At 63.7% G+C, this 26,823-nt stretch carries 22 protein-coding genes, 1 pseudogene and 1 riboswitch; of the genes and pseudogenes, 15 read left to right on the top strand and 8 right to left on the bottom strand.

Annotation, left to right across the window (positions count from 1 at the left end; genetic code table 11):
* A complete protein-coding gene (locus EC912_RS19040) occupies positions 1-477 on the bottom strand; it encodes an outer membrane protein assembly factor BamE (protein WP_132147616.1) in 477 nt (158 codons plus the stop codon).
* Positions 478-548: 71 nt separating this feature from the next.
* Between EC912_RS19040 and fur the strand changes: the two genes are divergently transcribed.
* Entirely contained in the window at positions 549-962 is a 414-nt protein-coding gene (fur, locus tag EC912_RS19035; protein ID WP_132147613.1) for a ferric iron uptake transcriptional regulator, read from the top strand.
* Between the two features lie 429 nt (positions 963-1,391).
* On the opposite strand, the gene EC912_RS19030 is transcribed toward fur, so the two are convergent.
* Complete coding sequence (locus EC912_RS19030; RefSeq protein WP_132147610.1) at positions 1,392-3,005, bottom strand: MASE1 domain-containing sensor histidine kinase; 1,614 nt, start codon at positions 3,003-3,005, stop codon at positions 1,392-1,394.
* Between the two features lie 84 nt (positions 3,006-3,089).
* Between EC912_RS19030 and EC912_RS19025 the strand changes: the two genes are divergently transcribed.
* Entirely contained in the window at positions 3,090-3,719 is a 630-nt protein-coding gene (locus EC912_RS19025) for a response regulator transcription factor (protein ID WP_132147607.1), read from the top strand.
* A gap of 77 nt (positions 3,720-3,796) precedes the next feature.
* Here the strand turns inward: EC912_RS19025 and recN are convergent, their stop codons facing one another.
* Entirely contained in the window at positions 3,797-5,467 is a 1,671-nt protein-coding gene (gene recN / locus EC912_RS19020; protein WP_132147604.1) for a DNA repair protein RecN, read from the bottom strand.
* 144 nt (positions 5,468-5,611) lie between these two features.
* On the opposite strand from recN, the gene hrcA reads away from it, so the two are divergent.
* The 6 genes from hrcA (at position 5,612) to EC912_RS18990 (ending at position 12,749) form a co-directional block, all read left to right on the top strand.
* Positions 5,612-6,673: a heat-inducible transcriptional repressor HrcA gene (gene hrcA, locus EC912_RS19015; protein ID WP_132147601.1), complete on the top strand. Its 1,062-nt coding sequence runs from the start codon at positions 5,612-5,614 to the stop codon at positions 6,671-6,673.
* 82 nt (positions 6,674-6,755) lie between these two features.
* Positions 6,756-7,295: a nucleotide exchange factor GrpE gene (gene grpE, locus EC912_RS19010; RefSeq protein WP_132147598.1), complete on the top strand. Its 540-nt coding sequence runs from the start codon at positions 6,756-6,758 to the stop codon at positions 7,293-7,295.
* Between the two features lie 130 nt (positions 7,296-7,425).
* A complete protein-coding gene (dnaK, locus tag EC912_RS19005; protein WP_132147595.1) occupies positions 7,426-9,354 on the top strand; it encodes a molecular chaperone DnaK in 1,929 nt (642 codons plus the stop codon).
* 108 nt (positions 9,355-9,462) lie between these two features.
* On the top strand, positions 9,463-10,590 hold the full coding sequence (gene dnaJ / locus EC912_RS19000) for a molecular chaperone DnaJ (RefSeq protein ID WP_132147592.1): 1,128 nt from the start codon (positions 9,463-9,465) through the stop codon (positions 10,588-10,590).
* An 85-nt stretch (positions 10,591-10,675) separates the two neighbouring features.
* A complete protein-coding gene (gene dapB / locus EC912_RS18995; protein WP_132147589.1) occupies positions 10,676-11,476 on the top strand; it encodes a 4-hydroxy-tetrahydrodipicolinate reductase in 801 nt (266 codons plus the stop codon).
* A gap of 55 nt (positions 11,477-11,531) precedes the next feature.
* Positions 11,532-11,633: riboswitch (yybP-ykoY riboswitch) on the top strand.
* A 108-nt stretch (positions 11,634-11,741) separates the two neighbouring features.
* Entirely contained in the window at positions 11,742-12,749 is a 1,008-nt protein-coding gene (locus EC912_RS18990; RefSeq protein WP_132147586.1) for a sodium:calcium antiporter, read from the top strand.
* Between the two features lie 62 nt (positions 12,750-12,811).
* Here the strand turns inward: EC912_RS18990 and EC912_RS18985 are convergent, their stop codons facing one another.
* Positions 12,812-13,531 carry a 2OG-Fe(II) oxygenase family protein gene (locus EC912_RS18985; RefSeq protein WP_243649356.1) on the bottom strand — a complete coding sequence of 240 codons (720 nt, stop codon included), beginning with the start codon at positions 13,529-13,531 and terminating at the stop codon, positions 12,812-12,814.
* A 193-nt stretch (positions 13,532-13,724) separates the two neighbouring features.
* Between EC912_RS18985 and carA the strand changes: the two genes are divergently transcribed.
* The 5 genes from carA to EC912_RS18960 all read left to right on the top strand — a co-directional run bounded on the left by carA (position 13,725) and on the right by EC912_RS18960 (position 21,835).
* On the top strand, positions 13,725-14,867 hold the full coding sequence (carA, locus tag EC912_RS18980; protein ID WP_132147583.1) for a glutamine-hydrolyzing carbamoyl-phosphate synthase small subunit: 1,143 nt from the start codon (positions 13,725-13,727) through the stop codon (positions 14,865-14,867).
* A 69-nt stretch (positions 14,868-14,936) separates the two neighbouring features.
* On the top strand, positions 14,937-18,164 hold the full coding sequence (gene carB, locus EC912_RS18975; RefSeq protein ID WP_132147580.1) for a carbamoyl-phosphate synthase large subunit: 3,228 nt from the start codon (positions 14,937-14,939) through the stop codon (positions 18,162-18,164).
* Positions 18,161-18,637: a transcription elongation factor GreA gene (gene greA / locus EC912_RS18970; protein WP_132147577.1), complete on the top strand. Its 477-nt coding sequence runs from the start codon at positions 18,161-18,163 to the stop codon at positions 18,635-18,637. Before carB ends, greA begins: the two co-directional genes overlap by 4 nt.
* Positions 18,638-19,465: 828 nt before the next feature.
* A complete protein-coding gene (locus EC912_RS18965) occupies positions 19,466-20,083 on the top strand; it encodes a 2OG-Fe(II) oxygenase (protein WP_132147574.1) in 618 nt (205 codons plus the stop codon).
* Between the two features lie 108 nt (positions 20,084-20,191).
* On the top strand, positions 20,192-21,835 hold the full coding sequence (locus tag EC912_RS18960; RefSeq protein WP_132147571.1) for an OFA family MFS transporter: 1,644 nt from the start codon (positions 20,192-20,194) through the stop codon (positions 21,833-21,835).
* Positions 21,836-21,949: 114 nt separating this feature from the next.
* Here the strand turns inward: EC912_RS18960 and ykgO are convergent, their stop codons facing one another.
* The 4 genes from ykgO to EC912_RS18940 all read right to left on the bottom strand — a co-directional run bounded on the left by ykgO (position 21,950) and on the right by EC912_RS18940 (position 24,798).
* Positions 21,950-22,075 (bottom strand): type B 50S ribosomal protein L36, encoded by a 126-nt coding sequence (gene ykgO, locus EC912_RS18955; RefSeq protein WP_029213509.1) that lies wholly within the window; start codon positions 22,073-22,075, stop codon positions 21,950-21,952.
* A gap of 57 nt (positions 22,076-22,132) precedes the next feature.
* On the bottom strand, positions 22,133-23,047 hold the full coding sequence (locus tag EC912_RS18950) for a LysR family transcriptional regulator (RefSeq protein ID WP_132147568.1): 915 nt from the start codon (positions 23,045-23,047) through the stop codon (positions 22,133-22,135).
* A 364-nt stretch (positions 23,048-23,411) separates the two neighbouring features.
* Entirely contained in the window at positions 23,412-24,053 is a 642-nt protein-coding gene (locus EC912_RS18945; RefSeq protein WP_132147565.1) for a 3-oxoacid CoA-transferase subunit B, read from the bottom strand.
* 19 nt (positions 24,054-24,072) lie between these two features.
* Positions 24,073-24,798: a CoA transferase subunit A gene (locus tag EC912_RS18940; protein ID WP_132147661.1), complete on the bottom strand. Its 726-nt coding sequence runs from the start codon at positions 24,796-24,798 to the stop codon at positions 24,073-24,075.
* 227 nt (positions 24,799-25,025) lie between these two features.
* Between EC912_RS18940 and gndA the strand changes: the two genes are divergently transcribed.
* Both gndA and EC912_RS18930 read left to right on the top strand, forming a co-directional pair.
* The gene (gene gndA, locus EC912_RS18935) at positions 25,026-26,441 is read left to right on the top strand and encodes an NADP-dependent phosphogluconate dehydrogenase (protein ID WP_132147562.1); all 1,416 of its coding nucleotides are present in this window, start codon (positions 25,026-25,028) and stop codon (positions 26,439-26,441) included.
* Positions 26,442-26,563: 122 nt separating this feature from the next.
* Positions 26,564-26,823: pseudogene (locus tag EC912_RS18930) on the top strand (type II secretion system secretin GspD); the annotation flags it as partial.

The following is a 26,823-nucleotide window of genomic DNA, read 5'->3' as shown; positions in this document are numbered from 1 at the left end:
TCACTTCTTGGTGTCGTCGTCCGTACTGCCCTTGACGCCCACGCCGAAGCCGCCGCTCTCCTTGTTGTCATCCTTGGTCTTGGACTTGTCACCCTGGGTTTCATCCACGGGGTAGTTGGCGTTGTACTTCTTGGCGTCCTTCAACTGCTGCGTCGCGTCGCCGGCGAAGAAATCGCCTTCGGTACGGACCAGGGTGTCGTTATTGAAGGTCAGGGTAAGCGTGCGCTTGGTCGGTGCACCGCCGCGGTGCGAGAAGGTCGAGACGTAGTCCCAGCGATTCTGGTTGAACGGCGAGCTGACCGAGGGAGATCCGAGCAGGACGAGCACCTGGCGTTTGGTCAGGCCAGGCTGGAGCTGATCGACGTTTTTCTTGTCGAGCAGGTTGCCCTGCTGCACGTCGGGGGTATAGACGAGGCCACAGCCCGCGATGGCAACTGCCATCATGGCCAAACCCAGCGTGCGGATGAACTTTTGCATGCGTAGTTACGTCCGGATCGTGAAGCTGTCGATGATACACTAAGCGCCTTACGGCACCGCGAGGGGGTCTTATGGATCAGGAAACGAAAGAGCTCCGCAAGGCGGGTCTGAAAGTCACCCACCCGCGCATGCGGATATTGCAGATCTTCGAAGAGGCCGACGAACGTCACCTCACCGCCGAAGATATCTACAAGCGTCTGCTTGCGAACCAGGAGGACATCGGGCTGGCCACGGTCTACCGCGTCCTGACCCAGTTCGAAGCCGCCGGCATCGTGATGAAGCACAACTTCGAAGGCGGGCAGGCCGTTTACGAACTGGACCGTGGCAAGCACCATGACCACATGATCGATGTGGACAGCGGAAAGGTCATCGAGTTCATAAGCGAGGAGATCGAACGTCTCCAGCATCAGATCGCCGAACGCCATGGATATGTGATCGAGGATCACAGTCTGGTGCTCTACGTGCGCCCGAAAAAGCGCAAATAAGCGCATCGCGGAGACATTTCAGGGGGCGCTGCAGAAGCGCTCCCGACCGCGGTCCCTGCGAAGACGGGCACAGATAAGTACGAATGACGAGGTGGTGTCCGGAAAGGGCGCCGTCGCGATCGTTCGCGTCCGGCATTCAGGGGATCGCGCTCGAGGGCGATCCTGCAAGCGCGCAAATAAAAACGCCGCCGGTGGACTCCTGTCCACCGGCGGCTGATCCGGCTTTCCCAAGGTTCGGAGATCGCGAATTGCTCGCGGCATCTCCGGTACACCCAAGTACACCGGCGAGGCTGACATCCTGTCGCCTCATCAGGCCAGTCGTCCCCACGACCGACCTGGGCTCGCCGTCTCTCGACGGCGGCTCCCCCACATCGATAATGGGATCGTAACGAAGCGTTCATCGACCCGGTATCGGAAAATTTCCTATAGCTACCCGGAGACGCCCGGCAGTAGCTGTTCCGAGACGGGACCGCTTCGCAGCAGAACGCGTAGATGAAGGCCCCGGATTTCGGGGCGGATGCGGAAGATGCCGCCCAGTGCGGTGATGCGGTCGCTCATGCCCTGAAGGCCGCGTCCGCCGCTGTCCAGGCGGACGGGCGCTGGGGCCGGGGGCAGTCCCGCACCGTTGTCGCGGATGTCCAGCAGCGCAAGGGTGACGGCCCCGCGTACGCCGATACGCAGCCGCAGGCGGAACTCGCTGGCGCCGGAGTGCCGCACGGCATTGGTCGCGCTTTCCTGGACGACGCGATAGATAGCGGTCAGGGTGTCGTCATCCAGAAGCCTCGGGTCGCCACTCAGGTCCGTACGGTAGTGAATGCCTGCGGCAGCCAGCATGTCGCGAAGCGGGCCCTCGTCCAGCGCGCGGAGCAGGCCAAACTCGTCGAGGACGGAAGGGCGAAGGCTGTCCAGCATCCGGTGCAGTGCCCGTCGCATATGGGCCAGGATGCCGTTGATCGAGGTGCCGATATCCTCCAGACCGGCCTGACCCAGCCGGCCTTGCGCCAGCTTGATATGGGTCTGGATGGCGGTGAGGTTTTGCCCCAGTTCGTCGTGCAACTCGGCAGCCATGTGCCGGCGCTGGCTTTCTTCGGCCTGGAGATTGCCGCGGGCGGCGTCGCGCAGCTGACGCGCCAGTTGATCCAGTCGCTGGTTCGCAGCGGCCAGATGCACGTTCTGCTGGGCTACCCGTTCGCTGCTGCGGCGCAGGGCGTCGGTGGCCGCGCCAAGCATCAGCGTGCCCGTGCCCGCCACGGCCAGGAAGAGATGTGCCGCGGCGGTCGGCGCGCCCCGGCCCACCATATCGTCGGTGACGTTCAGTCCCACGCTTGTGATCAGCATCGCCAGGCCCGCGCCGCGCCAGCCGTGCCGGAACGCGAAGAACAGCACGGGGGCCAGCGACAGTACGCGGGCAAACTGGGGCTGGGGCGAATATTCGGAAAGCGTAACCAGGATCGCCAGCGACGGAAGCATGACCAGCAAACCGTCCAGAAGAAGCTCGGCAAGCGCCGCCTGTGTCGGGCGTTCACGTGCGATCAGCACCAGCACCGGCACCACCAGCAGAACGCCTAGATAATTGCCAAGCAGGTCGCTACCGAAGGTGCTGCCCAGCATCTCCACCGGCGCGGCGGGGTGGAGGGAGGCCATCATGGCGGCGTTGCCCGCGGTAGCTACCGTGGCGGTGACCATCGCGGAGAGCAGGAGGCGTGCCACGTCCTCGGGGGTATTCAGGCTGGCGTGCAGGTGGGCGCGACGGAGCAGCCAGAGACACATGGCCGCCATGACCGGCTCGGGGACATCGCCAAGCAGGAAGCCCATGCCGCCGATCGGCATCCCGCTGCGCCATTCGCAGACGGCGCTGCCGGCGATTTCCGCGCCAATGATCCAGCCCCAGTCGCGTGTCCGCATCAGAAGCAGTGCGCCGAAGCGCAGGCCAAAGGGCAGGACCCAGTAAGGCTGCTCCGTAGGCCAGAGCAATATCCAGAGGGCGAAGTAACCTAAGCCGAGCAGGGGTCCGGCGTAGCGATGGAGAACGGATGGGCGCATGGCGGAATGTTACATGGCGTCCGTTCGTTTCGATTCGGTGTCTGCCCATCCCCAAGCGTACGGTTCGCCTGTTACAGTCCGTTCATGCTGAGAATCGTACTTGTGGACGACCACGCCATCGTGCGTGAAGGTTTCAAAAGGCTCATCGAACTGGAGCCCGATCTCGACGTCGTGGCCGAATGCCGCAACGCCGACGAAGCCGTGGAAGCCGTTACCCAACACAGGCCCGATCTGGTGGCCGTCGATCTGTCGCTGCCCGATGGCAGCGGTCTGCCGTTGATCGAGCATCTGGCCAGCATTTCTCCGGACATGCGCATCGTCGTTCTCAGCATGCACGACGGCGAGCCCTACGTATCCGAAGCGCTGCGCCGTGGTGCGAGCGGGTACGTGACCAAAGGCGTGGCACCGGAAGAGCTGGTGGAAGCGCTGCGCTCGGTCATGACGGGTCAGCAATATCTGAGTTCGGATCTTCGCCAGCGTCGTTCGGAGCGGCCAAGCATCGAGCTGGACCCGGTCAACCGGCTTACCGCCCGCGAGCGTGAAGTATTCCTGCTGCTCGCGGCTGGCCGCGCCCCGAAACAGGTGGCGGCCGAACTCGGTATCGGTCAGAAGACGATCTACATTCACCGCGCGGCCGTGATGAACAAGCTTGGCGCGGGATCGGAACTGGATCTTTACCGGATGGCCTCGGAGCGGGGACTTATCCGCTCCTGAGCGGACGCGAGTTTTGCAGTGTAGGAGCGCGCTCAAGCACGCTCCTACAAAGAGCCCGCCGTCAACGAGCCTCGTCGTCAGCCCTGTGCGCTGTCGAGCATCTTCTTCGCGTGGGCCCGCGTTTCGCGGGTGATTTCGACGCCACCCAGCATGCGCGACAGTTCGTCGCGACGACCGCCGGCATTCAGTACTTCGATTTGCGTATGGGTCGAGTCGCCGTCGCTTTGCTTCGAGACAAGAAGATGCGCATGACCCTGCGCGGCAACCTGCGGAAGATGCGTCACGCAAAGCACCTGGACGCTTTCGCCCAGCGCCCGGAGTTTCTGCCCGACCACTTCGGCGACGGCGCCACCGATGCCCGTATCCACTTCGTCGAAGATCATGCAGCCGATCTGATCGTTGCCCAGCGTCGCCACTTCGATGGCGAGACTGATACGGGCAAGTTCGCCGCCGGAGGCGACTTTGCGCAGCGGACGCGGTGGCTGGCCGGGGTTGGCGCTGACCAACAGCTCGCAACGTTCGCGGCCCTGCGGATCGGGATCGTCGCCTTCGACCGCCTCCAGATGAACCACCAGACGGCCTCCCGTCATGCCCAGCTCACCCATCAGGCCCGCGACGGCCGTACCGAGCCGGGTCGCCGCATCGAGGCGCGACGTGCTGAGCTCGCCCGCGGCGGCAGCGTAGTCGCTCAGCAGCTTGTCGCGTTCGCGACCCAGCCGGTCCAGTGCGTCGCCCGCGCCTTCGAGTTCGGTCAGGCGCTCGCGTACTTCGTCGGCCTTGGTCGTCAGTTCGCGGATCGGTAGCCGGTAGCGGCGGGAAAGGTCATGCAGATGAGTGAGGTGGATGTCGACCTCGGCCAGGCGTTCGGGGTCGAGTTCGACGTCCTGTGCGTAGCGGCCGAGACCGTCGACGGCTTCGCCCACCTGGATTTGCGCGCTGTCGAGCAATTCCAGTATCGGTGCGAGCGTGGCATCCAGTTCGGCCAGTCTGGACAGCTCGGCGTGCGCTCGGAGCAGGGCGCGGCCGATGGCGAATTCACTTTCGCCGTCCAGCAATTCGACGACGCCGTTGGCACCTTCGGCCAGCCGTCCGGCATTGGCGAGGCGCCGGTGCTGGGCCTCCAGATCGTCCAGGGCGGCGGGAGCCAGCGCCCAGCGGTCCAGTTCTTCCAGTTCGTGAGCCAGCAGTTCGATCTGGCGCTCGCGGTCGTCGCCGCCAGACAGCGTACGAATGCGTGCGCCGACATCGCGCCAGGCGCGCGCCGTATCGCGGACCCGGGCCACGCGTTCTTCGTTTTCCGCATAGGCGTCGAGCAACGCCATCTGGTGCTGGCGCGAAAGCAGGGCCTGGTGCTCGTGCTGTCCGTGGATTTCCAGGATCAGCGAGGCCAGCGCCGACATTTGCGCGAGGCTGGCGGGGCGTCCGTTGATCCACCCGCGCGAACTGCCCTCGGCGCGAATGACGCGACGCAGTTGGCAGGTCTCGCCGTCGTCGAGCTCTTCCTGGCGCAGCCAGTCGGCGGCGAGGGGCAGCCCGGTGAGATCGAATTCCGCCGCGAGTTCGGCCCGGTCGCTGCCCGAGCGCACCATGCCCGAATCGGCGCGGGCGCCGGCCAGGAGCATGAGGGCATCGACCAGCAACGACTTGCCGGCACCGGTTTCGCCGCTGACCACGGTGAGACCGGGGCCAAATGCGATTTCGGCTTCTTCGACGACGGCGAACTGACGGACGTACAGCGAGGTGAGCATGGGCACCGGGAGCGCGACGGGACGCCGGCGATTGTAGCGGCTGCGAGTCGCAGGAATCGCGACAGCGTGCGTCGGACTTGCAACCTGCGTTGCCAGACCTTATTCATAGCGGCATAACTGGACATCTCACCGGCCGCCTCGCGCATGAATCCGTTCCAAGGTCACGACATCGATGCTCGCGCGCGACAGCTGCTGCGGTCGCTGATCGCCCAGTATCTGTCCGATGGCGAGCCGGTCGGGTCGCGGACGCTGGCCCGGTCGTCGGGGCTGGAGGTCAGTCCTGCCACCATTCGCAACATCATGGCCGACCTGGAAGAGGCGGGGCTGGTGGCCTCGCCGCACACGTCGGCAGGCCGAATCCCCACGCCGCGCGGGCTACGTCTGTTCGTCGACAGCCTTCTGGAGCTGAAGCCGCTGGCGCGCGAGGACATGGCTTTCCTCCAGCGCGAACTGCCGCCCCACCAGACCAGTACGCGCGATCTCGTGGGCAATGCGTCCAACCTGCTGTCGGCGATGACGCGCTTCGCGGGCGTGGTTTCCGTGCCGCGCCAGGCGGACTTTCCGCTGCGGCACATCGACTTCGTCGGTCTGCCCGACGCGCGGGTGCTCGTGATCCTCGTCTTTTCGGACAATCAGGTGCAGAACCGGGTGGTCCAGCTGACCAAGCCGATCGAGGCGGGCGAGCTCGAGCAGACCGCCAACTACCTCAACAGCCAGTTCGCCGGATTCCGCCTGGCGGACATCCGCGCCCACCTGCTTATCGAACTGCGCGAGGCGGGCAGCCAGCTCAACAGCCTGCTGGCCAGCACGGTCGAGCTGGCCTCGGCCTCGTTCGCGTCCGATGGCGAGGGCGACGACGTCCTCGTCAGCGGTCAGACGAATCTGATGGGTTATTCCGAACTTGCCGATATCGAGCGGCTTCGCGATCTATTCGACGCTTTCCAGCAAAAGCGCGACATGCTTCAGCTGATGGAAATGTGCGTCAAGGCACCGGGTGTCCGACTTTTCATCGGTGAAGAATCGGGTTTCTCCGCCCTCGACGGGTGCAGTGTGGTTACAGCCACTTACGGCGCAGGCGGCCGCATGCTTGGCGCGATCGGAGTTATTGGACCGACGCGTATGGCATATGAGCGCGTCATTCCGGTGGTCCAGGCGACAGCCGGACTGCTCAGCGACGCCTTGAATCGCGCGGCTGCGACCTCATAAACCGCCCCGGGAGGCGGATTTTTCCGCAAACATCGGCCCATCCTGAAGGATCGGGTCTAAGTAGCTGACGTTTGGAGTCCACATGCAGAACAACGAATCCCACGCGCCCGAACCGGTGCAGGAAGGTACCTTGCCAGGCGACGAACTAGCCGCTGAGTTCGATGCCCTTACCGGAAAGCTCGCCGCGGCGGAAGCCGAACTCGGCCAGATGCGCGAGACGGTGCTGCGCGAACGCGCCGAACTGGAGAACCAGCGCCGCCGTTTGCAGCGGGACCTGGACCAGGCGCGTCGATTCGCCAACGAAAAGCTGTTGAGCGAACTATTGCCGGTGTACGACGCCCTGTATAGCGGGCTGGCGGTGGAAAACAGCGATCTGGATAAAATGCGCCATGGCATCGAACTGACGCTGCAGGCGTTGAACAAGGTGGCCGATGGCCATGGTCTGAAGATCGTCAGCCCGTTGCACCAGGCGTTCAACCCGGAGCATCACCAGGCGATCCAGGCGATCGATTCGAACGAGCACGCTCCCGGAACCGTGGTCAGCGTTCTGCAGAAGGGTTTCGTCCTGAATGACCGTTTGCTGCGTCCGGCACTGGTCGTCGTAGCGAAAGACGCCGACTGAACGGATACCCGGCGCGCGTTCCTCATGCAGCGCCGCAGTGTCTGAAAAGTATTGAAACATTGGGGCCTAGCCCCACCTAGAAACCAGTCGCGGCCGCGGGGGCCGCATAAAATTTTTGGAGCAACGTGACATGGCCAAGATCATCGGCATCGACCTCGGTACGACCAACTCCTGCGTCGCAGTGATGGAAGGTTCGACCGCACGCGTCATCGAAAACTCGGAAGGCGATCGCACCACGCCGTCCATCATCGCCTTTACGAAGGATGGTGAAGTTCTGGTCGGCGCGCCGGCCAAGCGCCAGGGCGTGACCAATCCCAAGAACACCTTCTACGCGGTGAAGCGCCTCATCGGTCGCAAGTTCACCGACGCCGAAGTGCAGAAAGATATCAAGATCGTTCCCTACAAGATCGTTGCGCACGACAACGGCGACGCGTGGGTGGAAACGTCCGACGGTAAAAAGATGCCGCCTTCGGAAATCTCCGCGAAGGTCCTGATGAAGATGAAGAAGACCGCCGAGGACTATCTTGGCGAGCCCGTCACCGAGGCGGTCATCACGGTGCCGGCCTACTTCAACGACAGCCAGCGCCAGGCGACCAAGGACGCGGGCCGGATCGCGGGCCTCGACGTCAAGCGCATCATCAACGAGCCGACCGCGGCCGCGCTGGCCTATGGCATCGACAAGAAAGACAACAAAGACCGCAAGATCGCGGTTTACGATCTGGGCGGCGGCACGTTCGACGTGTCGATCATCGAGATCGCGGAAGTCGATGGCGAGAAGCAGTTCGAAGTGCTTGCCACCAATGGCGACACCTTCCTGGGCGGCGAAGATTTCGACGTCAAGGTCATCGACTATCTCGTCGAGGAATTCAAGAAGGAGCAGGGCATCGACCTGCGCCAGGACCCGCTGGCACTACAGCGTCTGAAGGACGCCGCCGAGCGCGCGAAGATCGAACTGTCCTCGTCGCACCAGACCGACGTCAACCTGCCGTACGTCACGGCGGACGCGTCGGGCCCGAAGCATCTGAACATCAAGCTGACCCGCGCCAAGCTGGAATCGCTGGTGGAAGACCTCGTCAAGCGCACTGTCGAGCCGTGCCGCACCGCGCTGAACGACGCCGGCCTGCGCGTGTCGGACATCGACGAAGTGCTGCTGGTCGGCGGTCAGACCCGCATGCCCAAGGTGCAGGAAGCGGTGAAGGACTTCTTCGGCAAAGAGCCGCGCAAGGACGTCAATCCGGATGAAGCCGTCGCTGTCGGCGCCGCGATCCAGGGCGGCGTGCTGGGCGGTACGGTCAAGGACGTGCTGCTGCTCGACGTGACTCCGCTGTCGCTGGGTATCGAAACGATGGGTGGCGTGTTCACCAAGCTGATCGAGAAGAACACGACGGTTCCGACCAAGGCATCGCAGACCTTCTCCACGGCCGACGACAACCAGACCGCGGTGACCGTGCACGTGCTGCAGGGTGAGCGCGACCAGGCCCGGTTCAACAAGTCGCTGGCCAAGTTCGATCTCACCGGCATCGACGCCGCGCCGCGTGGCATGCCGCAGGTCGAAGTCACCTTCGACATCGACGCCAACGGCATCATCCACGTGTCGGCCAAGGACAAGAAGACCGGCAAGGAGCAGAAAGTCGAGATCAAGTCCGGTTCGGGCCTTACCGAGGACGAGATCAAGCGGATGGTCGAGGACGCGGAAGCGAATCGCGAAGAAGACAAGAAGTTCCAGGAACTGGTCTCGGTGCGCAACAAGGCCGACCAGCTCGTCCACGGTACGCGCAGCCAGCTCAAGGAGCACGGCGGCAAGATCCCGGCCGAGCAGCTCGCCAGCATCGACAGCGCCGTCTCGGAACTCGAGAAGGTGAAGGACACCGACGACAAGTCGGCCATCGAGGCGAAGATCGCCAACCTCGAGCAAGTTGCCCAGGCGCTTTACGCCGCGGCGCAGTCCGGCGGTGCGGAACCCGACACCGGGCACCAGTCGGCACCGGGCGGCGGTTCGGCTCAGCCGGACGACGTGGTCGATGCCGAGTTCACGGAAGTCAAGGACGACAAGAAATAAGTCCGTGAAGCATGAATGCTGAGCAATAAGTAGAATCCGCGCGGGCCTCGTGGGTCCGCGCGTTTTTTGGAGGCAGGGAATGTCGCGTTGCGACCGGTTGAAAAGCAAATGAGCAAGCGCGATTACTACGAAATCCTTGGGGTCGAACGTTCGGTCACCGAGGTCGAGCTCAAGAAGTCGTTTCGTCGCATTGCGATGAAGTGTCATCCTGACCGCTGCCCGGACGATCCGGGCGCGCAGGAAAAATTCAAGGAAGCCAAAGAGGCCTACGAAATCCTTGCCGATGCGCAGAAGCGCGCGGCATACGACCAGTACGGCCACGCCGCGTTCGAAGGCGGTGGCTTCGGTCGTGGCGGTGGCGCCGGGTTCGGCGACGTCGGCGATATCTTCGGCGATATGTTTGGCGACATCTTCGGCGGTGGCGGCGGCCGGCAGCGCGCGCGTCGCGGTTCCGATCTTCGCTACATCATGGATCTCGATCTCGAAGAAGCCGTGTTCGGCGTCGAGAAGAAGATCGACGTGCCCACCCAGGTCAACTGCCAGCACTGCAACGGCACCGGATCGGAAGACGGAAAAGTGCGTACGTGCAGCACGTGCCACGGTCACGGCCGCGTGCGCATGCAGAACGGCATCTTTTCCATCCAGCAGGCATGTCCCACGTGCCACGGCAGTGGCCAGGCCATCGAGAAGCCCTGCAAGAAGTGCCATGGCGAAGGCCGGCTCGAAGAGTCGCGCACGCTGTCGGTGCGTATTCCCGCGGGCGTCGACAACGGTGACCGCATCCGTCTGACGGGGCAGGGCGAAGCCGGTCCGGCGGGTTCGCCGGCGGGCGATCTCTACGTGGAAGTGCGCGTGCGCGAGCACGCCATCTTCCAGCGCGATGGCAGCGATCTTTACTGCGAAGTACCGATCCGTTTCGCGCAGGCCGCATTGGGTACCGACCTGAACGTGCCGACGCTGGAAGGCGACATCGCGATCAACGTGCCGCCCGAAACCCAGACCGGACATCAGTTCCGTCTGCGCGGGCGCGGCGTGAAGTCGGTGCGGGGCGGCCGTACGGGCGATCTCATCTGCACGGTCGTGGTCGAGACGCCAGTACGGCTGACGAAGGAACAGCGCGAGCTGCTGCAACAGCTGGAAGCCACGTTCGACGGTGCCGAGGCGGGCAAGCACACGCCACGCTCGACGACCTTCATCGATGGCGTCAAGCAGTTCTGGTCGCGCGTTACGGGTTGATCGCCAACGCCGTCGCTCTCCTGCACAAAAGAGCGATGGCGCGGCACTCTTGTTAGCATGCGCGTTTGATCCCGGAGTTCCCCGCATGACCCGTGCCCTACGTCTCGCCATCAGCGGCGCCTCCGGACGCATGGGGACGGCATTGCTGTCCCTCGTGCGCGACGATGCGCGGTTCGAACTGGTGCATGCCACGGTCACGCCGGATTCCGTTCATGCCGGCAAGCCCGTTTTCCTCGACGCGGTTCATCAGCTGCGTTTCGTTTCCGGCTGGGCCTCGGCACCGGCTATCGATGTCGTCATCGATTTCAGCGGTCCGGCGGGTCTCGCTGCCGCGCTCGATCATTGCGAGGCCCACGGTATCGCGCTGGTCACCGGCACCACCGGCCTCGACGGCGAACTGGATCAGCGGCTGACCAAGGCCGCCGAGCGCATCGCCGTATTGCGTGCCGCCAATTTCAGTCTTGGCGTTGCCGTTCTTACCCGTCTGCTGAAAGAAGCCGCGTCGGCACTCAGGAGCTGGGATCTCGATATCGTCGAAGCTCATCATGGGCGTAAGGAAGATGCTCCCTCGGGCACCGCGCTGGCGCTCGGCGAAGCCGCGGCAGCGGCACGCGGCGCGACGCTGGACGAACTGGCCGTCTACGCACGCGAAGGTCGTCCCGGCGCGCGTGAGGTCGGCACGATCGGCTTCGCCGTCGTCCGTGGCGGCGACATCGTCGGCGAACACACCGCGATGCTCATGGGGCAGGGCGAGCGCGTGGAGCTGTCGCATCGCGCGACGGATCGTTCGATCTTCGCCCGCGGCGCGCTGGAATCCGCAGCCTGGATCGCCGGCCGCGCACCGGGCGCATGGTCGATCGACGATGTGATCGCCTCGAAGATATAAGGCACGAGGTCGCTCCTACAGAAGGCGGGTAGCCGGACTCCGTGCTAGACTCCGCCCCGATGTCATTGGGGAGTAGCCATCCTCGTTCCCCCTGAGGAGTTCGCGTCAACAGACTTGGCGGCCTTGTGCCCCATGGTGCGAACGGTAATCGTCACTTCGGTGACGGTCTGCCCGGCGAGACCTTTGGCCATCGACATGCTCACCCGAGCCGGGCGAGCGGTGTCGTTGCGCCATCGGTAAACGCTCGCCCGGCTCAGACAAACGCATGCTTCTGACATGTTTCCTCTTTCTCGTTTCCGCGGGCGCGATTTATTTCGCCTGCGAGTACTTCGTGAACGGCGTCGAATGGTTCGGGCGCAAGCTCAGCCTTGGCGCCACCGCGACAGGTACCGTTCTGGCCGCCTTCGGTACGGCATTGCCTGAAAGCGCGGTGACTTTCGTTGCCGTGATGTTCGGCAAAACGCCGGAAGCGAAAGACATCGGCGTCGGTGCGGCATTGGGCGGCCCGCTGGTCCTGGCAACCATCGCCTATGCGGTGGTCGGCTTCGCACTGTTCCTCAACCAGCGGCGGCTGAAGCGCGCCGACGATCGCATCCGTGTCGACCACAAGCGTCTCGCGCGCGATCAGTCCTGGTTTCTCGGCATCTTCGTCGTGAAGGTGGGCCTGGGTCTGGTGGCGTTCGCGTGGAAACCCTGGCTCGGCGTGTTGTTCATCGCCTCGTACGGTCTGTACGTGTGGCGGGAGATGCGCGACGACGACAGTGCGCCGGAAGGCGAGGAAGACCTGGAGCCCCTGAAGTTCCGCCCCGGTGTGCTGGATCCCAGCATGGCGTGGGTGGCGACGCAGACCCTTCTCTCACTGGTCGTGATCGCCATCGCCTCGCGCACGTTCGTGGGGCAACTGGAGGCCATCGGCGAGGCGTTCGCACTGTCGCCGCATCTGGTGGCGCTGGTGCTCAGCCCGGTTGCCACGGAGCTTCCGGAAACCGTCAACGCGTTGATCTGGGTGCGTCAGGGCAAGGAGCGGTTGGCGCTTGCCAATATTTCCGGCGCGATGATGATCCAGGCGACGATCCCGAGTTCGCTCGCCCTGTTCGCCACGCCCTGGCTATTCGATGCGCCGCTGATCGTTGCGGGCGCGATTACCGGCGTCGCGGTTGTCTTCCTCTGGATCATGTTCCGCCGCGGCGATGTGAGCGCGCGCTGGCTGATGCCCATCGGTTTGCTGTACGGCGTGTTCGCTGCCTACGTGGCCTGGCATTTCACGACATAGCAAAGCGAGACGCGCCTTGCAGGAGCCGGTAAGCGGGCTCCTGCAAGGGATGGCGTGCTGCGTTAATCCTTATGCGAAGCGCTCCGGTCCCGGCCCGCTCCCAGCCTGCGATCCCACTTGCCGAAGATCTTCTTGAAAACCCGCGAGAACTTGCCGCGTTTGGTCTTGCGCAGCTTTTCCTCTTCGCTGGTGAGCCACGCGACCTGGATGACGCGTCGCTCGCCTTCGTAAGGGAGGTGCCCGTGGAAGGAATTTTCGGTGCGGCGGAAGACGGCGAACTCGCCGAACAGGGGTTTCAGCTCGGGGGCGACGATGTCGTCGATGTTGTCGATGCCGCGCAGGAAGCGCAGGCAGCCGTCGCTGGTATCGGGCCACTGCTGGTTCAGATAGATCAGCGCCGTGGCCACCTTCGACTTGCTGTCGGTGTGGATGGTGCCGTGGCGCCGGTTCAGCAGTTTGCAAAGGGTGATCAGGGTCGGGTACTGGCCCAGGTTCTCGATACCCAGGTGCCGGCCGATGGCCGCGGCGAAGGCCGGGGAGCTCATCTGCTCGACCAGCTCGTTCACCGAGGGGCCGCAGTCGCTGGCGTCGTAGGGAAAGAAGCCGGCACTGGTGTACTGCGGGAAATCGCGCTCCAGGTCACTGCGCGCATCGTCGGGTAACTGGCCGTGCGCGATCATGAACGGAAAGGGCTCGCTGCGGACGTCGGTGTCGGAGCGGTCCAGGCGGGCGGGATCGAGCAGCATGGGGTCGGTATCTTCGGAATGTGTCGTTGCGTTCATTGTATCCGTGTTACAGCGTATCGTCCGTGGCACCGCTCACTGTAATAATTGTTGCTGCAACGCAACGGTAACGGTGGACAGAAAGGCCCGCTACGCCTATCATTCTGTCCCGCCCACGATCCTTATCCCCAAGGTCCACGAGCCGCTTAACGCTGGCTTGCGGACCTTGCTGCACCTGAAGGCGGCCTTTCTCATGCGTACTCCCGCTCTGCTTGCCCTCGAAGATGGCAGCGTGTTCCACGGCCACGCGGTCGGTGCCCACGGTGAAACCGTCGGCGAAGTGGTTTTCAACACTTCCATGACCGGTTACCAGGAGATCCTCACGGACCCCTCCTACTCGCGCCAGATCGTTACCCTTACCTATCCACATATCGGCAACACCGGGACGAATCCGGTCGACGTCGAGTCCGACCGCGTCCATGCGGCGGGCCTGATCGTGCGCGACGTGCCGCGCCTGGCCAGTAACTGGCGCAGCGTCGAGCCGCTACCCGCGTATCTCCAGCGTCAGGACATCGTCGCCATTGCCGGCATCGACACCCGTCGCCTTACCCGCATCCTTCGCGAGAAGGGCGCGCTGGCCGGCTGCATCGTCGCCGGCGAGAGCATCGATGCCGAGGCCGCGCTGGCGAAGGCTCGCGCCTTCCCGGGCCTGAATGGCATGGACCTCGCGAAAGTCGTCAGCACCACGAAGACCTTCCAGTGGTCCGAAGGTGTGTACGACCTCGACAAGACGGCCTTCTACAACGCGCCCAAGCGCTTTCGCGTGGTGGCCTACGACTTCGGCGTGAAGCAGAACATCCTGCGTCTGCTCGCCAGCCGCGGCTGCGACATTACGGTCGTGCCCGCCCAGACGCCCGCGAAAGACGTCCTCGCCATGAATCCGGATGGCGTGTTTCTCGCCAACGGCCCGGGCGATCCGGCCGCGTGCGACTACGCCATCGACGCCACGCGCGAGATTCTGGAAACCAGGTTGCCGCTCTTCGGCATCTGCCTGGGTCACCAGATCATGGCGCTGGCGCTTGGCGCGACGACGCTGAAGATGAAATTCGGCCATCACGGCGCGAATCATCCGGTGAAGGATCACGACAGTGGCCGCGTGCTGATCAGCTCGCAGAACCATGGCTTCGCGGTCGACGCGTCGACCCTGCCGGCGAACGTGCGCGTCACGCATACCTCGTTGTTCGACGGTTCCCTGCAGGGCTTCGCACTTACCGACCGGCCGGCCTTCTGTTTCCAGGGCCATCCGGAAGCGAGTCCGGGTCCGCAGGACCTCGATTACCTGTTCGACCAGTTCATTGCCTCGATGGAGCAGCACGGCAAGACGAAGGCGTCCTGACGCCGCCTTGCCGCCCGGGTGGCCTCGCGGCCACCCGCTGATCCCAACGCCTGCGAAAGCGAGAAACCCATGCCAAAGCGCTCAGATCTAAAAACCATCCTCGTCATCGGCGCCGGTCCGATCGTCATCGGTCAGGCCTGCGAGTTCGATTACTCCGGCGCCCAGGCTTGCAAGGCGCTGCGCGAAGAGGGTTATCGCGTCGTCCTGGTCAATTCGAACCCGGCGACGATCATGACCGACCCGGACACCGCCGACGCGGTGTACATCGAGCCGATCAACTGGCAGACCGTCGAGCGCATCATCGCGAAGGAGCGCCCGGATGCGGTGCTCCCGACGATGGGCGGCCAGACCGGTCTCAACTGCGCGCTCGACCTTGCCGACAACGGCGTGCTCGACAAGTACAACGTCGAACTGATCGGCGCATCGCGCGACGCCATCCGCATGGCCGAGGACCGCGACCTGTTCCGCAAGGCCATGGCCGAGATCGGCCTGGAATGTCCGAAGGCCGGCGTGGCGCGCTCGATGGAGCAGGCGCTCGAAATCCAGACGACGGTCGGCTATCCGACGATCATCCGTCCGAGCTTCACGCTCGGCGGCTCGGGCGGCGGCATCGCTTACAACAAGGAAGAATTCGTCGAGATCATCGGTCGCGGTCTCGAGCTCTCGCCCGTGCACGAAGTCCTCGTCGAGGAATCGGTGCTGGGCTGGAAGGAATTCGAGATGGAAGTGGTCCGCGACAGCGCGGACAACTGCATCATCGTGTGCTCGATCGAAAACTTCGATCCGATGGGCGTGCACACGGGCGACTCGATCACGGTCGCGCCGGCACAGACGCTTACGGACAAGGAATACCAGCGCCTGCGTAACGCATCCATCGCGGTGCTGCGCAAGATCGGCGTCGACACCGGCGGTTCCAACGTCCAGTTCGGCATCAATGCCGAAGACGGGCGCGTCGTGGTCATCGAGATGAATCCGCGCGTGTCGCGTTCGTCGGCGCTGGCTTCGAAGGCCACCGGTTTCCCGATCGCCAAGGTCGCCGCGAAGCTCGCCGTCGGCTACACGCTGGACGAACTGAAGAACGACATCACGGGCGGTCTCACACCGGCGTCGTTCGAACCGTCCATCGACTACGTCGTTACCAAGATTCCGCGCTTCGCGTTCGAGAAGTTCCCGGCCGCCGATGCGCGCCTCACCACGCAGATGAAGTCGGTCGGCGAAGTGATGGCCATGGGCCGCACCTTCCACGAATCGCTGCAGAAGGCACTTCGCGGTCTGGAAATCGGCAAGACCGGTCTCAACCCGACCGGTCTCGATATCGGTAGCGAAGAAGGATTCCAGACACTCAAGCGCGAACTGCGCGAACCGCGTCCGGACCGTGTATTCCATGTCGCGGACGCTTTCCGCGCGGGCCTGAGCCTGCAGGAAGTCCACGACCTTACGCGCATCGATCCCTGGTTCCTCGCCGCGTTCGAAGACATCGTGATGACCGAAGGTGAAGTCCAGCGCCAGGGCGTGACCTCGCTCGACGAGCCGCGCATGCGCGAACTCAAGCGTATGGGCTTCTCCGATGCGCGCCTTGCCGAACTGGCGAGTACCGACGAAGCCGCTGTCCGTCGTCTTCGCCACACGCTCGGCGTGCGCCCTGTCTATAAGCGCGTCGACTCGTGCGCCGCTGAGTTCGCCACCACCACCGCGTACATGTTTTCCACGTACGAGGAAGAGTGCGAGGCCAACCCGACCAATCGCGACAAGATCATCGTGCTTGGCGGCGGTCCGAACCGCATCGGCCAGGGTATCGAGTTCGACTACTGTTGCGTACACGCGGCACTCGCCCTGCGCGAGGATGGGTTCGAGACCATCATGGTCAACTGCAACCCGGAAACCGTGTCGACCGATTACGACACCTCCGACCGCCTGTACTTCGAGCCGCTGACGCTGGAAGACGTGCTTGAGATCGTCGACCTCGAGAAGCCGAAGGGCGTCATCGTGCAGTACGGCGGCCAGACGCCGCTGAAGCTCGCGCGTGCGCTCGAAGCCGCCGGCGTGCCGGTCATTGGCACCAGTGCCGACTCGATCGACCTGGCCGAAGATCGCGAGCGCTTCCAGCAGCTGATCGAACGCGTGAAGCTGAAGCAGCCGCCGAACCGCACGGCGCGCAATGCCGACGAAGCGCTGACTCTGGCGCGCGAGATCGGTTACCCGCTGGTCGTGCGTCCGAGCTACGTGCTCGGTGGCCGGGCCATGGAAATCGTCTACGACGATGCCGACCTGTCGCGTTACATCCGCGAAGCCGTGCAGGTGTCGAACGATTCCCCGGTGCTGCTCGACCGCTTCCTCGACCATGCGGTCGAAGTCGATGTCGACATCGTCGCCGATGCGGAAGGCAACGTGCTTGTCGGCGGCATCATGGAGCATATCGAAGAAGCCGGCGTGCACTCGGGCGATTCGTCCTGCTCGCTGCCGCCGTATTCGCTGTCGCAGGAAGTGCAGGACGAGATGCGCCGCCAGGTCACATTGCTGGCCCGCGAGCTCAAGGTCATCGGCCTGATGAACACCCAGTTCGCCATTCAGGGCGACGACGTGTTCATCCTCGAAGTGAATCCGCGCGCTTCGCGTACCGTGCCGTTCGTGTGCAAGGCGACGGGCGTCTCGCTCGCCAAGATCGCCGCGCGCGCCATGGCCGGCCGCACGCTTGCCGACCAGGGCACGACGAAGGAAATCATTCCGTCGTACTACTCGGTGAAGGAAGCGATCTTCCCGTTCCTGAAGTTCCAGAACGTCGATCCGATCCTCGGTCCCGAAATGCGTTCGACGGGCGAAGTGATGGGTGTCGGCCGCACGTTCGGTGCCGCGTTCGCTCGCGGTCACGAGGCAGCCGGGATCAAGGCGCCGCCGAAGGGCAAGGTCTTCCTGTCGGTGCGCGACGCGGACAAGGATCGCCTGCTGCCGATCGCCCAGGATGTCGCCAAGCGCGGTTACGCGCTGGTCGCGACCGAAGGCACGGCTGCGTTCCTGAAGCAGAACGGCGTTGCCTGCGAGCGCATCAACAAAGTGTTGGAAGGTCGTCCGCACATCGTCGATCTGATCAAGAACGGCGATGTCGTCTATATCGTCAATACGACGGAAGGCAAACAGGCGATTGCCGATTCGTTCTCCATCCGTCGCGAAGCGCTCCAGCAGCGTGTGACGTATTCCACGACCGTTGCCGGTGCGCGTGCCCTCGTGCATTCTCTGGACTTCCACGCCAATGGCGAGGTCAACAGCCTGCAGGAACTGCACAAGGAGCTTCACTCGTGAGCCGTCCTCCCATGACCAAGAAGGGTTCCGAGCGCCTGCGCACGGAACTCGAATTCCTGAAAGGCCCGAAGCGTCAGGAGATCATCGCCGCTGTCGCGGAGGCGCGTGCGCACGGTGACCTGAAGGAAAACGCCGAGTACCACGCGGCTCGCGAGATGCACGGTTTCAACGAAGGACGCATCAGCGAACTGGAAGCCGGCCTGTCCAATTCCGAAGTGATCGACACCGAGCGTCTCGGTGCCGGCAAGCGTGTCGTATTCGGTGCGATCGTCGATCTCGAAGACGAAGACTCGGGCGACAAGGTCACCTACCAGATCGTTGGCGATCTCGAAGCCGACATCAAGCAGCGGCTGATCGCAGTGTCGTCGCCCATCGCCCGTGCCCTCATCGGCAAGAACGAAGGCGACAGCTTCGAATTCACCGCACCCAACGGTGTAAAGAATTACGAAATCACGGGTGTTCGTTACACCTGATCCGGTGGTTTTGGCGATATAGAGAGGCCGCGTAAGCGGCCTTTTTTTGCTTCACGCCTTTTTGAGGGGCGGCTCGGCTTTGCCATCGCTTTCGCGCTCGGACGCTTCGGGGAGAGCCGTCGGCCACCACCCTCGACGCTCCGGCTTCACCGTCGCTCGGGAAGGGAGAGCCGCTGCGCGGCTTGTGTCTGATGGCTGCGCCCCGTCGCGCCCGCGCTGCGGGCGGGGGTTTTTGATTCGGCCTCCTTGCCTCAGCAAAAACGGCGGACCGTCCAGGTCCGCCCCCTGCGGGCCTGGTCCGCCCGCAGCGCTCGGTTGCGCAAGTCGCGTCGAGGGTGGTGGCCGACGGCTCTGCCGGATGCTGCGGTCACGTGGGGGAAAGCATCGCGTCGACGCATGGATAGGCGACCGCATGCCGGTCCACGCCATCCACATGCTCGGCTCACGCTCTCCCCACAACCAACCGCAGTCGACGGTGCCGTGGCCGGGTTGGCCCTTGGGGCCGCCTTAGCCGAGGGCCGCGATGCCTAGTGACGGAGCGAAAGCGGAACTACGGCCCGCTCCCGCAGGGACGGCGCCGAAGGCCCCAAGGGCCAACCCGGTCGCGGCTTCCCCGAGGCACGAGCGTGAGCCGACGAAGCCGCTGCCAACACGAGCCGCCCAACGGCTGTCCTTACCCAGAGAGCGGCTAGGCACGCGAGATCGTCCCCGTAGTGCTTTTTATACGTGCGGTGCCGGATACCGCGTCGCTTACCCCCGATAGCGTATGGTGGGCGGCGCGCTGGCGTTGAAGAGTGTCTTCGACGAAGTGGCGCACGGACAATCACAATGCAGCTATCGGCACCATTCGACGATGCGGTTATCGATAGCCTCATCGCCAGTCGCTGGTGCACGATTGAGGGGTTCCTCGACCCGGCGACAACGCGATCGCTGGCGGCAAGCTGCAGGGGATTCGCCGATGCCGACGGGCTCCAGCTCGCCGGCGTCGCCAGGGAGTCGCGGCATGGACCGAGCCGGGGCGACCATACGCGATGGTTGGGGGATACCGGTCTTTCGACCGGAGAACATGCCTATCTGCTGAGGCTGAATGCGCTGAGGCGTTTTCTTTCGCGAGGGCTTATGGTCCGGATGGCGGATGTGGAAGCCCATTACGCGTTGTACGAGCCGGGGGCAGGATATTCGCGTCATCTCGATTGCCCGGGCGACGATTTTTCCAGAATCGTCTCGACGGTTTTCTATCTCAACGAGAACTGGCTGGATGCCGACGGCGGTGCGCTCCGGCTGTATTTCGATGGCGAGGCACCTCGCGACATCATGCCTGTCGCGGGCACGCTGGTCCTTTTTCTTTCGCGCTACATCGAGCACGAAGTCATGACGGCCACGGTACCGCGCATGAGTATCGCCTCGTGGATGCGCCACGGGTCGACGCCGAAGCTTCGCAATTAGGGAGTGCGGCGGCTTGTAGTGCCCCTCATTCGACCATCGTCGGGTGGCATGTCTGGCAAACCCACTTAAGATGCGCTAACAACGGCATTCTCATGGGTGGGGGTAAGCATGTCGGTCGTCACTGAAGGCGCCAACGCGGCGCCGGGTCTGCTCGCGCGCGAGCGCACCATTGCGGGTCCTAAGTTTAATCGCTGGCTGGTGCCGCCCGCGGCGCTGGCCATCCATCTATCCATCGGCATGGCTTACGGGTTCTCCGTATTCTGGTTGCCGATGACGAAGCTGGTGCCCGGTGCCGACGCAGCTGTCTGCGCCAGTCAGGGATTCATCGATCAGCTGACCACGACAAGCTGCAACTGGACGGTGCCGTCGGTCAATCATATTTTCGAAACCTTCATCGCCATGCTCGGGCTGGCGGCCGCGATCTGGGGTGGCTGGCTCGAGCACGCCGGACCGCGCAAGGCGGGTTTCATCGCCGCGTTGTGCTGGGGTGGCGGCCTGGTGCTGGGTGGTATCGGTGTTGCCATCCACCAGTTGTGGCTTGTGTATCTGGGCTGCGGCTTATTGGGCGGCGTAGGGCAGGGGTTGGGGTATATCACGCCGGTATCCTCGCTGATCAAATGGTTTCCCGACCGGCGTGGCCTTGCCACGGGTTTCGCGATCATGGGTTACGGCGGCGGTGCGATGATCGGCGCGCCCATCGCCGTGAAACTCATGGACGTTTTCAAGGTAAACGACGTGCCCGGTGTCGCCACCACGTTGATGTGCATGGGTGCGATTTACTTCGTCGCTATGTCGCTGGGCGCATTCGGATTCCGCGTTCCGCCTGTCGGCTGGAAGCCCGCTGGATGGACGCCCGCACCGGCGGCCGCGAAGTCCAGTCTCATCTCCGCCCATCACGTGCATCTGAATCGGGCGTGGAAAACGCCGCAGTTCTGGCTGCTGTGGGGCGTGTTGTGCATGAACGTCACGGCCGGTATCGGCGTGATCTCCATGGCCAGTCCGATGTTGCAGGACGTATTTGGCGGGCGGCTCGTGGGCGTCACCGACGCATCCGCACTCACCGTGGCGCAGAAAGCCGCGATCGCGGCGGCTGCGGCGGGTCTGGTCGGCCTCATTAGTCTTTTCAACAGTGCTGGCCGTCTGGCCTGGGCATCCGCGTCGGATTATCTGGGCCGAAAGACGACGTACTTCATTTTCTTCGCGCTGGGCATCGTGCTCTATTGCCTGCTGCCGACTCTTGGGCATCTGGGTATGGCGGCGCTGTTCGTTGCCACCGTCTGCATCATTCTGTCGATGTATGGCGGCGGCTTCGCGACGGTCCCGGCGTATCTGGCGGATATCTTCGGTACGCAGATGGTCGGCGCCATCCATGGTCGTCTGTTGACGGCGTGGTCGGTGGCGGGTGTCGTGGGGCCGGTCTTGATCGCGGGCGTGCGCGAGGCGCAACTGGGTGCGGGCGTGGCGAAGAATCTCGTTTACGACCGGACGCTTTATATCCTGGCCGGACTGCTGCTGGTCGGCTTCATCTGCAATCTGCTGGTTCGCCCGGTCGATCCGAAGAACCACATGACGGACGAGGAGCTGCGCCACGAGCGTTCGCTGCAACATGAAGCGCTGGCGACCGAGAGCAGCGTGGCGGATGCGGCGCGCGGATCATTCGGCGGCATCGGCGTACTGGCATGGCTGGCCGTAGGCATCCCGTTCCTGATCGGCGTGTGGATCGCACTGAGCAAGGCGGCGGCGTTGTTCTAGCCGTGGCATTGCTCTGTTCTCTGGTTCCAGAAACCAGAGATAGCAGGGAGTCGCTGTGACCATAAAAAAGGCCGCGTAAGCGGCCTTTTCTTTTAAAACCCGTCGCAGCTGCAATTAGCGCTGACGAGCCTTGAAACGGGGATTGCTCTTGCAGATTACGAACACTTTGCCGCGACGGCGCACGACTTTGCAGTCACGGTGACGCGACTTCGCGGACTTCAAAGAGGAAAGCACCTTCACGGCCAGCTCCTAAAACTACGAACGAGGGAAAACCGGAATTCTAGCTTAGCCATCGACTTAGCACAAGCCTAACGACACGCGCGATTCCCGGACCGTGCGTAGAAAGCTTTCCAGCACGGGGGATGTATTGTCCGCGCGACTGGCTACTGCAAGCAAGAGGTTGGCGTCGGGATCGTCCACGGGAACGAAGGCGACGCCCGCCAGATGGACGACCCGCAGCGAACCGGGCACCAGGGCGAGGCCGAGACCCGCTGCCACCAGGGGCAGCAAGGCGGTGACCAGCTGGGCCTCTTGGCGGATGTTCGGCCGGAAACGGGCCTTGCTGGCCAGCAGCATCAGGCGGTCGTAGAGGGTGGCTGCCAGGATGCGTGGTTGCGCGATGAAACGTTCGCCTGCCAGTTCCGACATGCGTAGCGAGGGACGATTGGCGAGACGGTGCCCCGCGGGCATGGCGATGACCAGCGGCTCGCGGTCGATGACTTCGACGTTCAGCTGCCGCGCATTGCCGACGCCAGAGGGCTCGGCCCGCAGCAGTCCCACGTCGATCTGGCCGCTCAGCAGGGCGTCGTACTGGGCCCCGGTATACATCTCGCCCAACTGGACACTGACGCCGGGGGCGGCTTGTGTGAAACGGAGCAAGGTTTCCGGCAGCGCGGGATGGAATGATACGGAAACCGAATAGGCCAGTCGTAGATGGCCGGTAAATCCGGCGGCAGCCTCGGTTACCAGGGCGCGTGCGGCGTCTGCCCGTGAAAGGATCGCCCTGGCCTCGATCAGGAAAAGCCGGCCCGGTTCGGTCAGTGCCACCCGACGCTTCGTGCGGTCGAACAGGCGCACCCCAAGGTCGCTTTCCAGCGACTGGATCTGCTGCGAAAGCGGCGGCTGCGAGATGTGTAGCCGCTGGGCCGCCTGAGTAAAGCTCAGGGTATCGGCCACTTCGACGAAATAACGCAGTTGCCGCAGATCGAACATAGTCGGAAACCGTATAAGTATCGGTCGAAATATATATTGGATCGGGACTTGGATCGAGGATAATATTCTTCTCGGCCTACCACCAACCCCTCCCCCTGGGTCGGTAGGTCCCTCGCCCCGCATCGACGCTAATCCGCAACATCCGGCTATCCTCCCCCCCGAAGCCGATGTTGACGCGTCCTCTGCGGGGCGACTTTCTTTTTGGCGCTCGAGAATCTCGCGTCTTCGTCGCTCTCCCTCGCTTCCTTGCTCCGTAGGCTATCGCGCGCAGGCGCGCTCCCACAGAGATCAAGAGCGCGCGCACCCCGCTTTTCTGTGGGAGCGCGCCTGCGCGCGATAGCCTACGGAGCGGGGAAGCCGGGAGTCAGGCCGCCAACGCCGTCCGGAACGAACACCCCGTCGCGTCGCGAACCTTAGCCTCGTCGACCTCGGGCGCGAGCTCGATCAGCGTCAACCCGCCGCTGTCCACATCGAACACGCACAGATCGGTGATGATCCGGTTGACCACGGCCTTGCCGGTCAGCGGCAGGTTGCACTCGGTCAGAATTTTCGGCGAGCCGTCTTTCGCGTTGTGTTCCATCACGACCACCACGCGCTTTACGCCGGCGACCAGATCCATCGCGCCGCCCATGCCTTTGACCATCTTGCCGGGCACCATCCAGTTCGCGATGTCGCCTTCGCAGGTGACCTGCATGGCGCCGAGGATCGAAATGTCGATGTGGCCGCCGCGAATCATCGCGAACGAATCGGCGCTGCTGAAGAACGATGCGCCGGGGCGGGCAGTGACGGTCTGCTTGCCGGCATTGATGAGGTCGGCATCCACTTCGTCCTCGGTGGGGAAGGGGCCGATGCCGAGCAGTCCGTTTTCGGATTGCAGCCAGACATCGACGCCGTCCGGCAGGTGGTTGGCGACCAGTGTCGGCAAACCGATGCCAAGGTTGACGTAATCGCCGTCGGAGAGTTCAAGGGCGGCGCGCTGCGCCATCTGTTCACGGGTCCAGGCCATCTCTTTGATTCCTTAGCGGTCAGGCGCGCACGGTGCGCTGTTCGATGCGCTTGCTCGGGTTCGGGTTGTGGACGATGCGGTCCACGTAGATACCCGGCGTGTGCACCTGGTCGGGATCGAGGTCGCCGATGCCCACCATGATTTCCACTTCGGCGATGCAGACCTTGCCGGCCGTCGCCGCCATCGGATTGAAATTGCGGGCGGTCTTGCGGAACACGAGGTTGCCCGACGGATCGGCCTTCCATGCTTTGACCAGCGCCACGTCGGCGCGGATGGAATGTTCCATCACGTACATATGGCCGTCGAATTCGCGCGTTTCCTTGCCCTCGGCCACCTGCGTGCCGTAGCCCGTGCGGGTGAAGAAAGCCGGGATGCCCGCGCCGCCGGCGCGCAGCTTTTCGGCGAGCGTGCCCTGCGGGGTGAATTCCACTTCCAGCTCGCCGGCCAGGTACTGCCGTTCGAACTCGCGGTTTTCGCCGACGTAAGAAGACACCATCTTTCGGATCTGGCGCGTTTCCAGCAACAGGCCAAGGCCCGCGCCGTCGATGCCCGCGTTGTTGGACACCGCGGTCAGGTTGCGCACGCCCGAATCGCGCAGCGCTTCGATCAGCAGTTCGGGGATGCCGCACAAACCGAAGCCGCCGACGGCGATGGTCTGCCCATCGGCGACCAGCCCGGCCAGTGCTTCGTGCGCGGACGGGTAGCGCTTGTCGCGGGGTTGTTTCTTGACGTCGTTCGATGCCATCTGTTGGTCCTTGAGGTCCAGCGTCTGTTCGCCGCCCATGATAGCCGAGCCGCCCGGTGCGACGGCGCTACCCTTTAGTCCAAGGGATCGCTGCCCGGCGGCGGATTCGTTCAAGTCGCCTCGACATCGTCGTGGGCATACTGGCGGTTGCGCTCCCGTCCGCGGACCCCATGTCGCTCGGGTATCTATCGGATCACCCCTCAGATCAGTCGTTGGAGAAACCCATTGTGAGCAAGCAGCAGATCGGCGTTATCGGCATGGCCGTCATGGGCCGCAACCTGGCCTGGAACATCGAAAGCCGGGGACATGCGGTATCGATCTTCAACCGCAGCCGCGAGAAGACCGAGGAAGTGATGGCCGAAAGCCCGGGCAAAAAGCTCGTGCCGACCTATACGTTGCAGGAGTTCGTCGATTCGCTGGAAAAGCCCCGGCGCATCCTGCTGATGGTGAAGGCCGGCGAGGCCACCGATGCCACCATCGAATTGCTCAAGCCCCTGCTGGACAAGGGCGACATCCTCATCGACGGCGGCAACACCTATTACAAAGACACCGTCCGTCGCGGCGAGGAGCTGGCGAAGAGCGGCCTGCACTTCATCGGCACGGGCGTGTCCGGCGGTGAAGAGGGCGCGCTGAAAGGTCCGTCGATCATGCCAGGCGGCCCGCGCGATGCGTACGATCTTGTCGCGCCGATCCTTACCGAAATCGCGGCGAAGGCGCCGGATGGCGAGCCTTGCGTGGTCTACATCGGACCGGGCGGCGCGGGCCATTACGTAAAAATGGTGCACAACGGCATCGAATACGGCGACATGCAGCTGATCGCCGAAAGCTACGCGGTACTCAAGAACGTGCTGGGTCTGTCGAACGACGAACTGGCCGATGTCTACACGGAGTGGAATCAGGGCGAACTCGATAGTTATCTGATCGAGATTACGTCGAGGATTTTCCGCAAGAAGGATGACCGGACCGGCAAGATGCTCGTCGACATGATCGTCGATCGCGCCGCGCAGAAGGGCACGGGCAAGTGGACCAGCCAGAGCGCGCTCGACCTGGGCGTGCCGTTGACCCTCATCACCGAATCGGTCTTCGCACGCGTGCTTTCGTCGATGAAAGACGAGCGCGTCGCCGCGAGCAAGACGTTGCAGGGGCCGGCAGCGACAAAGTTCGCCGGCGACCGCAAGGCCTTCGTCGAATCCGTCCGCCGCGCGTTGTACATGAGCAAGATCATTTCCTATGCGCAAGGATTTGCGCAGCTGCGTGCCGCCTCCGACGAGAACGACTGGTCTCTCGACTATGGCGCGATCGCGAAGATCTTCCGTGCGGGCTGCATCATCCGCGCGCGCTTCCTGCAGAAGATCACCGATGCTTACGCGCACGACGGCAAGCTGAAGAACCTGCTGCTCGATCCTTATTTTCGTGACATAGCTCACGAATATCAGGCCGCGCTGCGCGAGGTGGTCACGGCCGCGATCGGCGCCGGCGTGCCGGTTCCGGGGTTTTCGGCGGCCGTTGCCTACTACGACAGCTATCGCGCCGAACAGCTGCCGGCCAACCTGATTCAGGCCCAGCGCGACTTCTTCGGTGCGCATACCTTCGAGCGCATCGACGACAAGGGCAGCTTCCACGCGGAATGGGCGCAGGACTAACCCTACATTCGCACGCGATGGATGCGTGTTCCCACAAAGTCATACTCCTACAGTAGAGTTGGGAATCGGCGCGCCGCCTGGGAGGTGCGCGCGCCGCGACCAACGAGGGAGTACGTTGTTCCATGCTCAGAAGTTCTCTGATCGGCGCCTCGGCGCTTGCGGTCGTCCTCGCCGGATGCGCGACCTTGCCGCAACCACGTGACGATGGTTCCTTACAGCGCGAAGCGATCGCCGGGACGGAGCAGCCGGTGCCGCCGTCGCTGGCGGTGGGCCCGGTCAATCCGCCGCGTAACGGCGGGGTGGCGGTGGCGCCGGAGATCGTCACCGGCAGCGGCCAGTTCGTCCGCCCGCAGGGGCTGGCCAAGCCGAAGCCGGTGGTGGC

The organism is Luteibacter rhizovicinus, from assembly GCF_004342265.1.
Lineage (GTDB): Bacteria > Pseudomonadota > Gammaproteobacteria > Xanthomonadales > Rhodanobacteraceae > Luteibacter > Luteibacter rhizovicinus_B.
The sequence above is the reverse complement of the archived record's forward strand: the minus strand, read 5'-3'. Positions and strand labels throughout refer to the sequence as shown.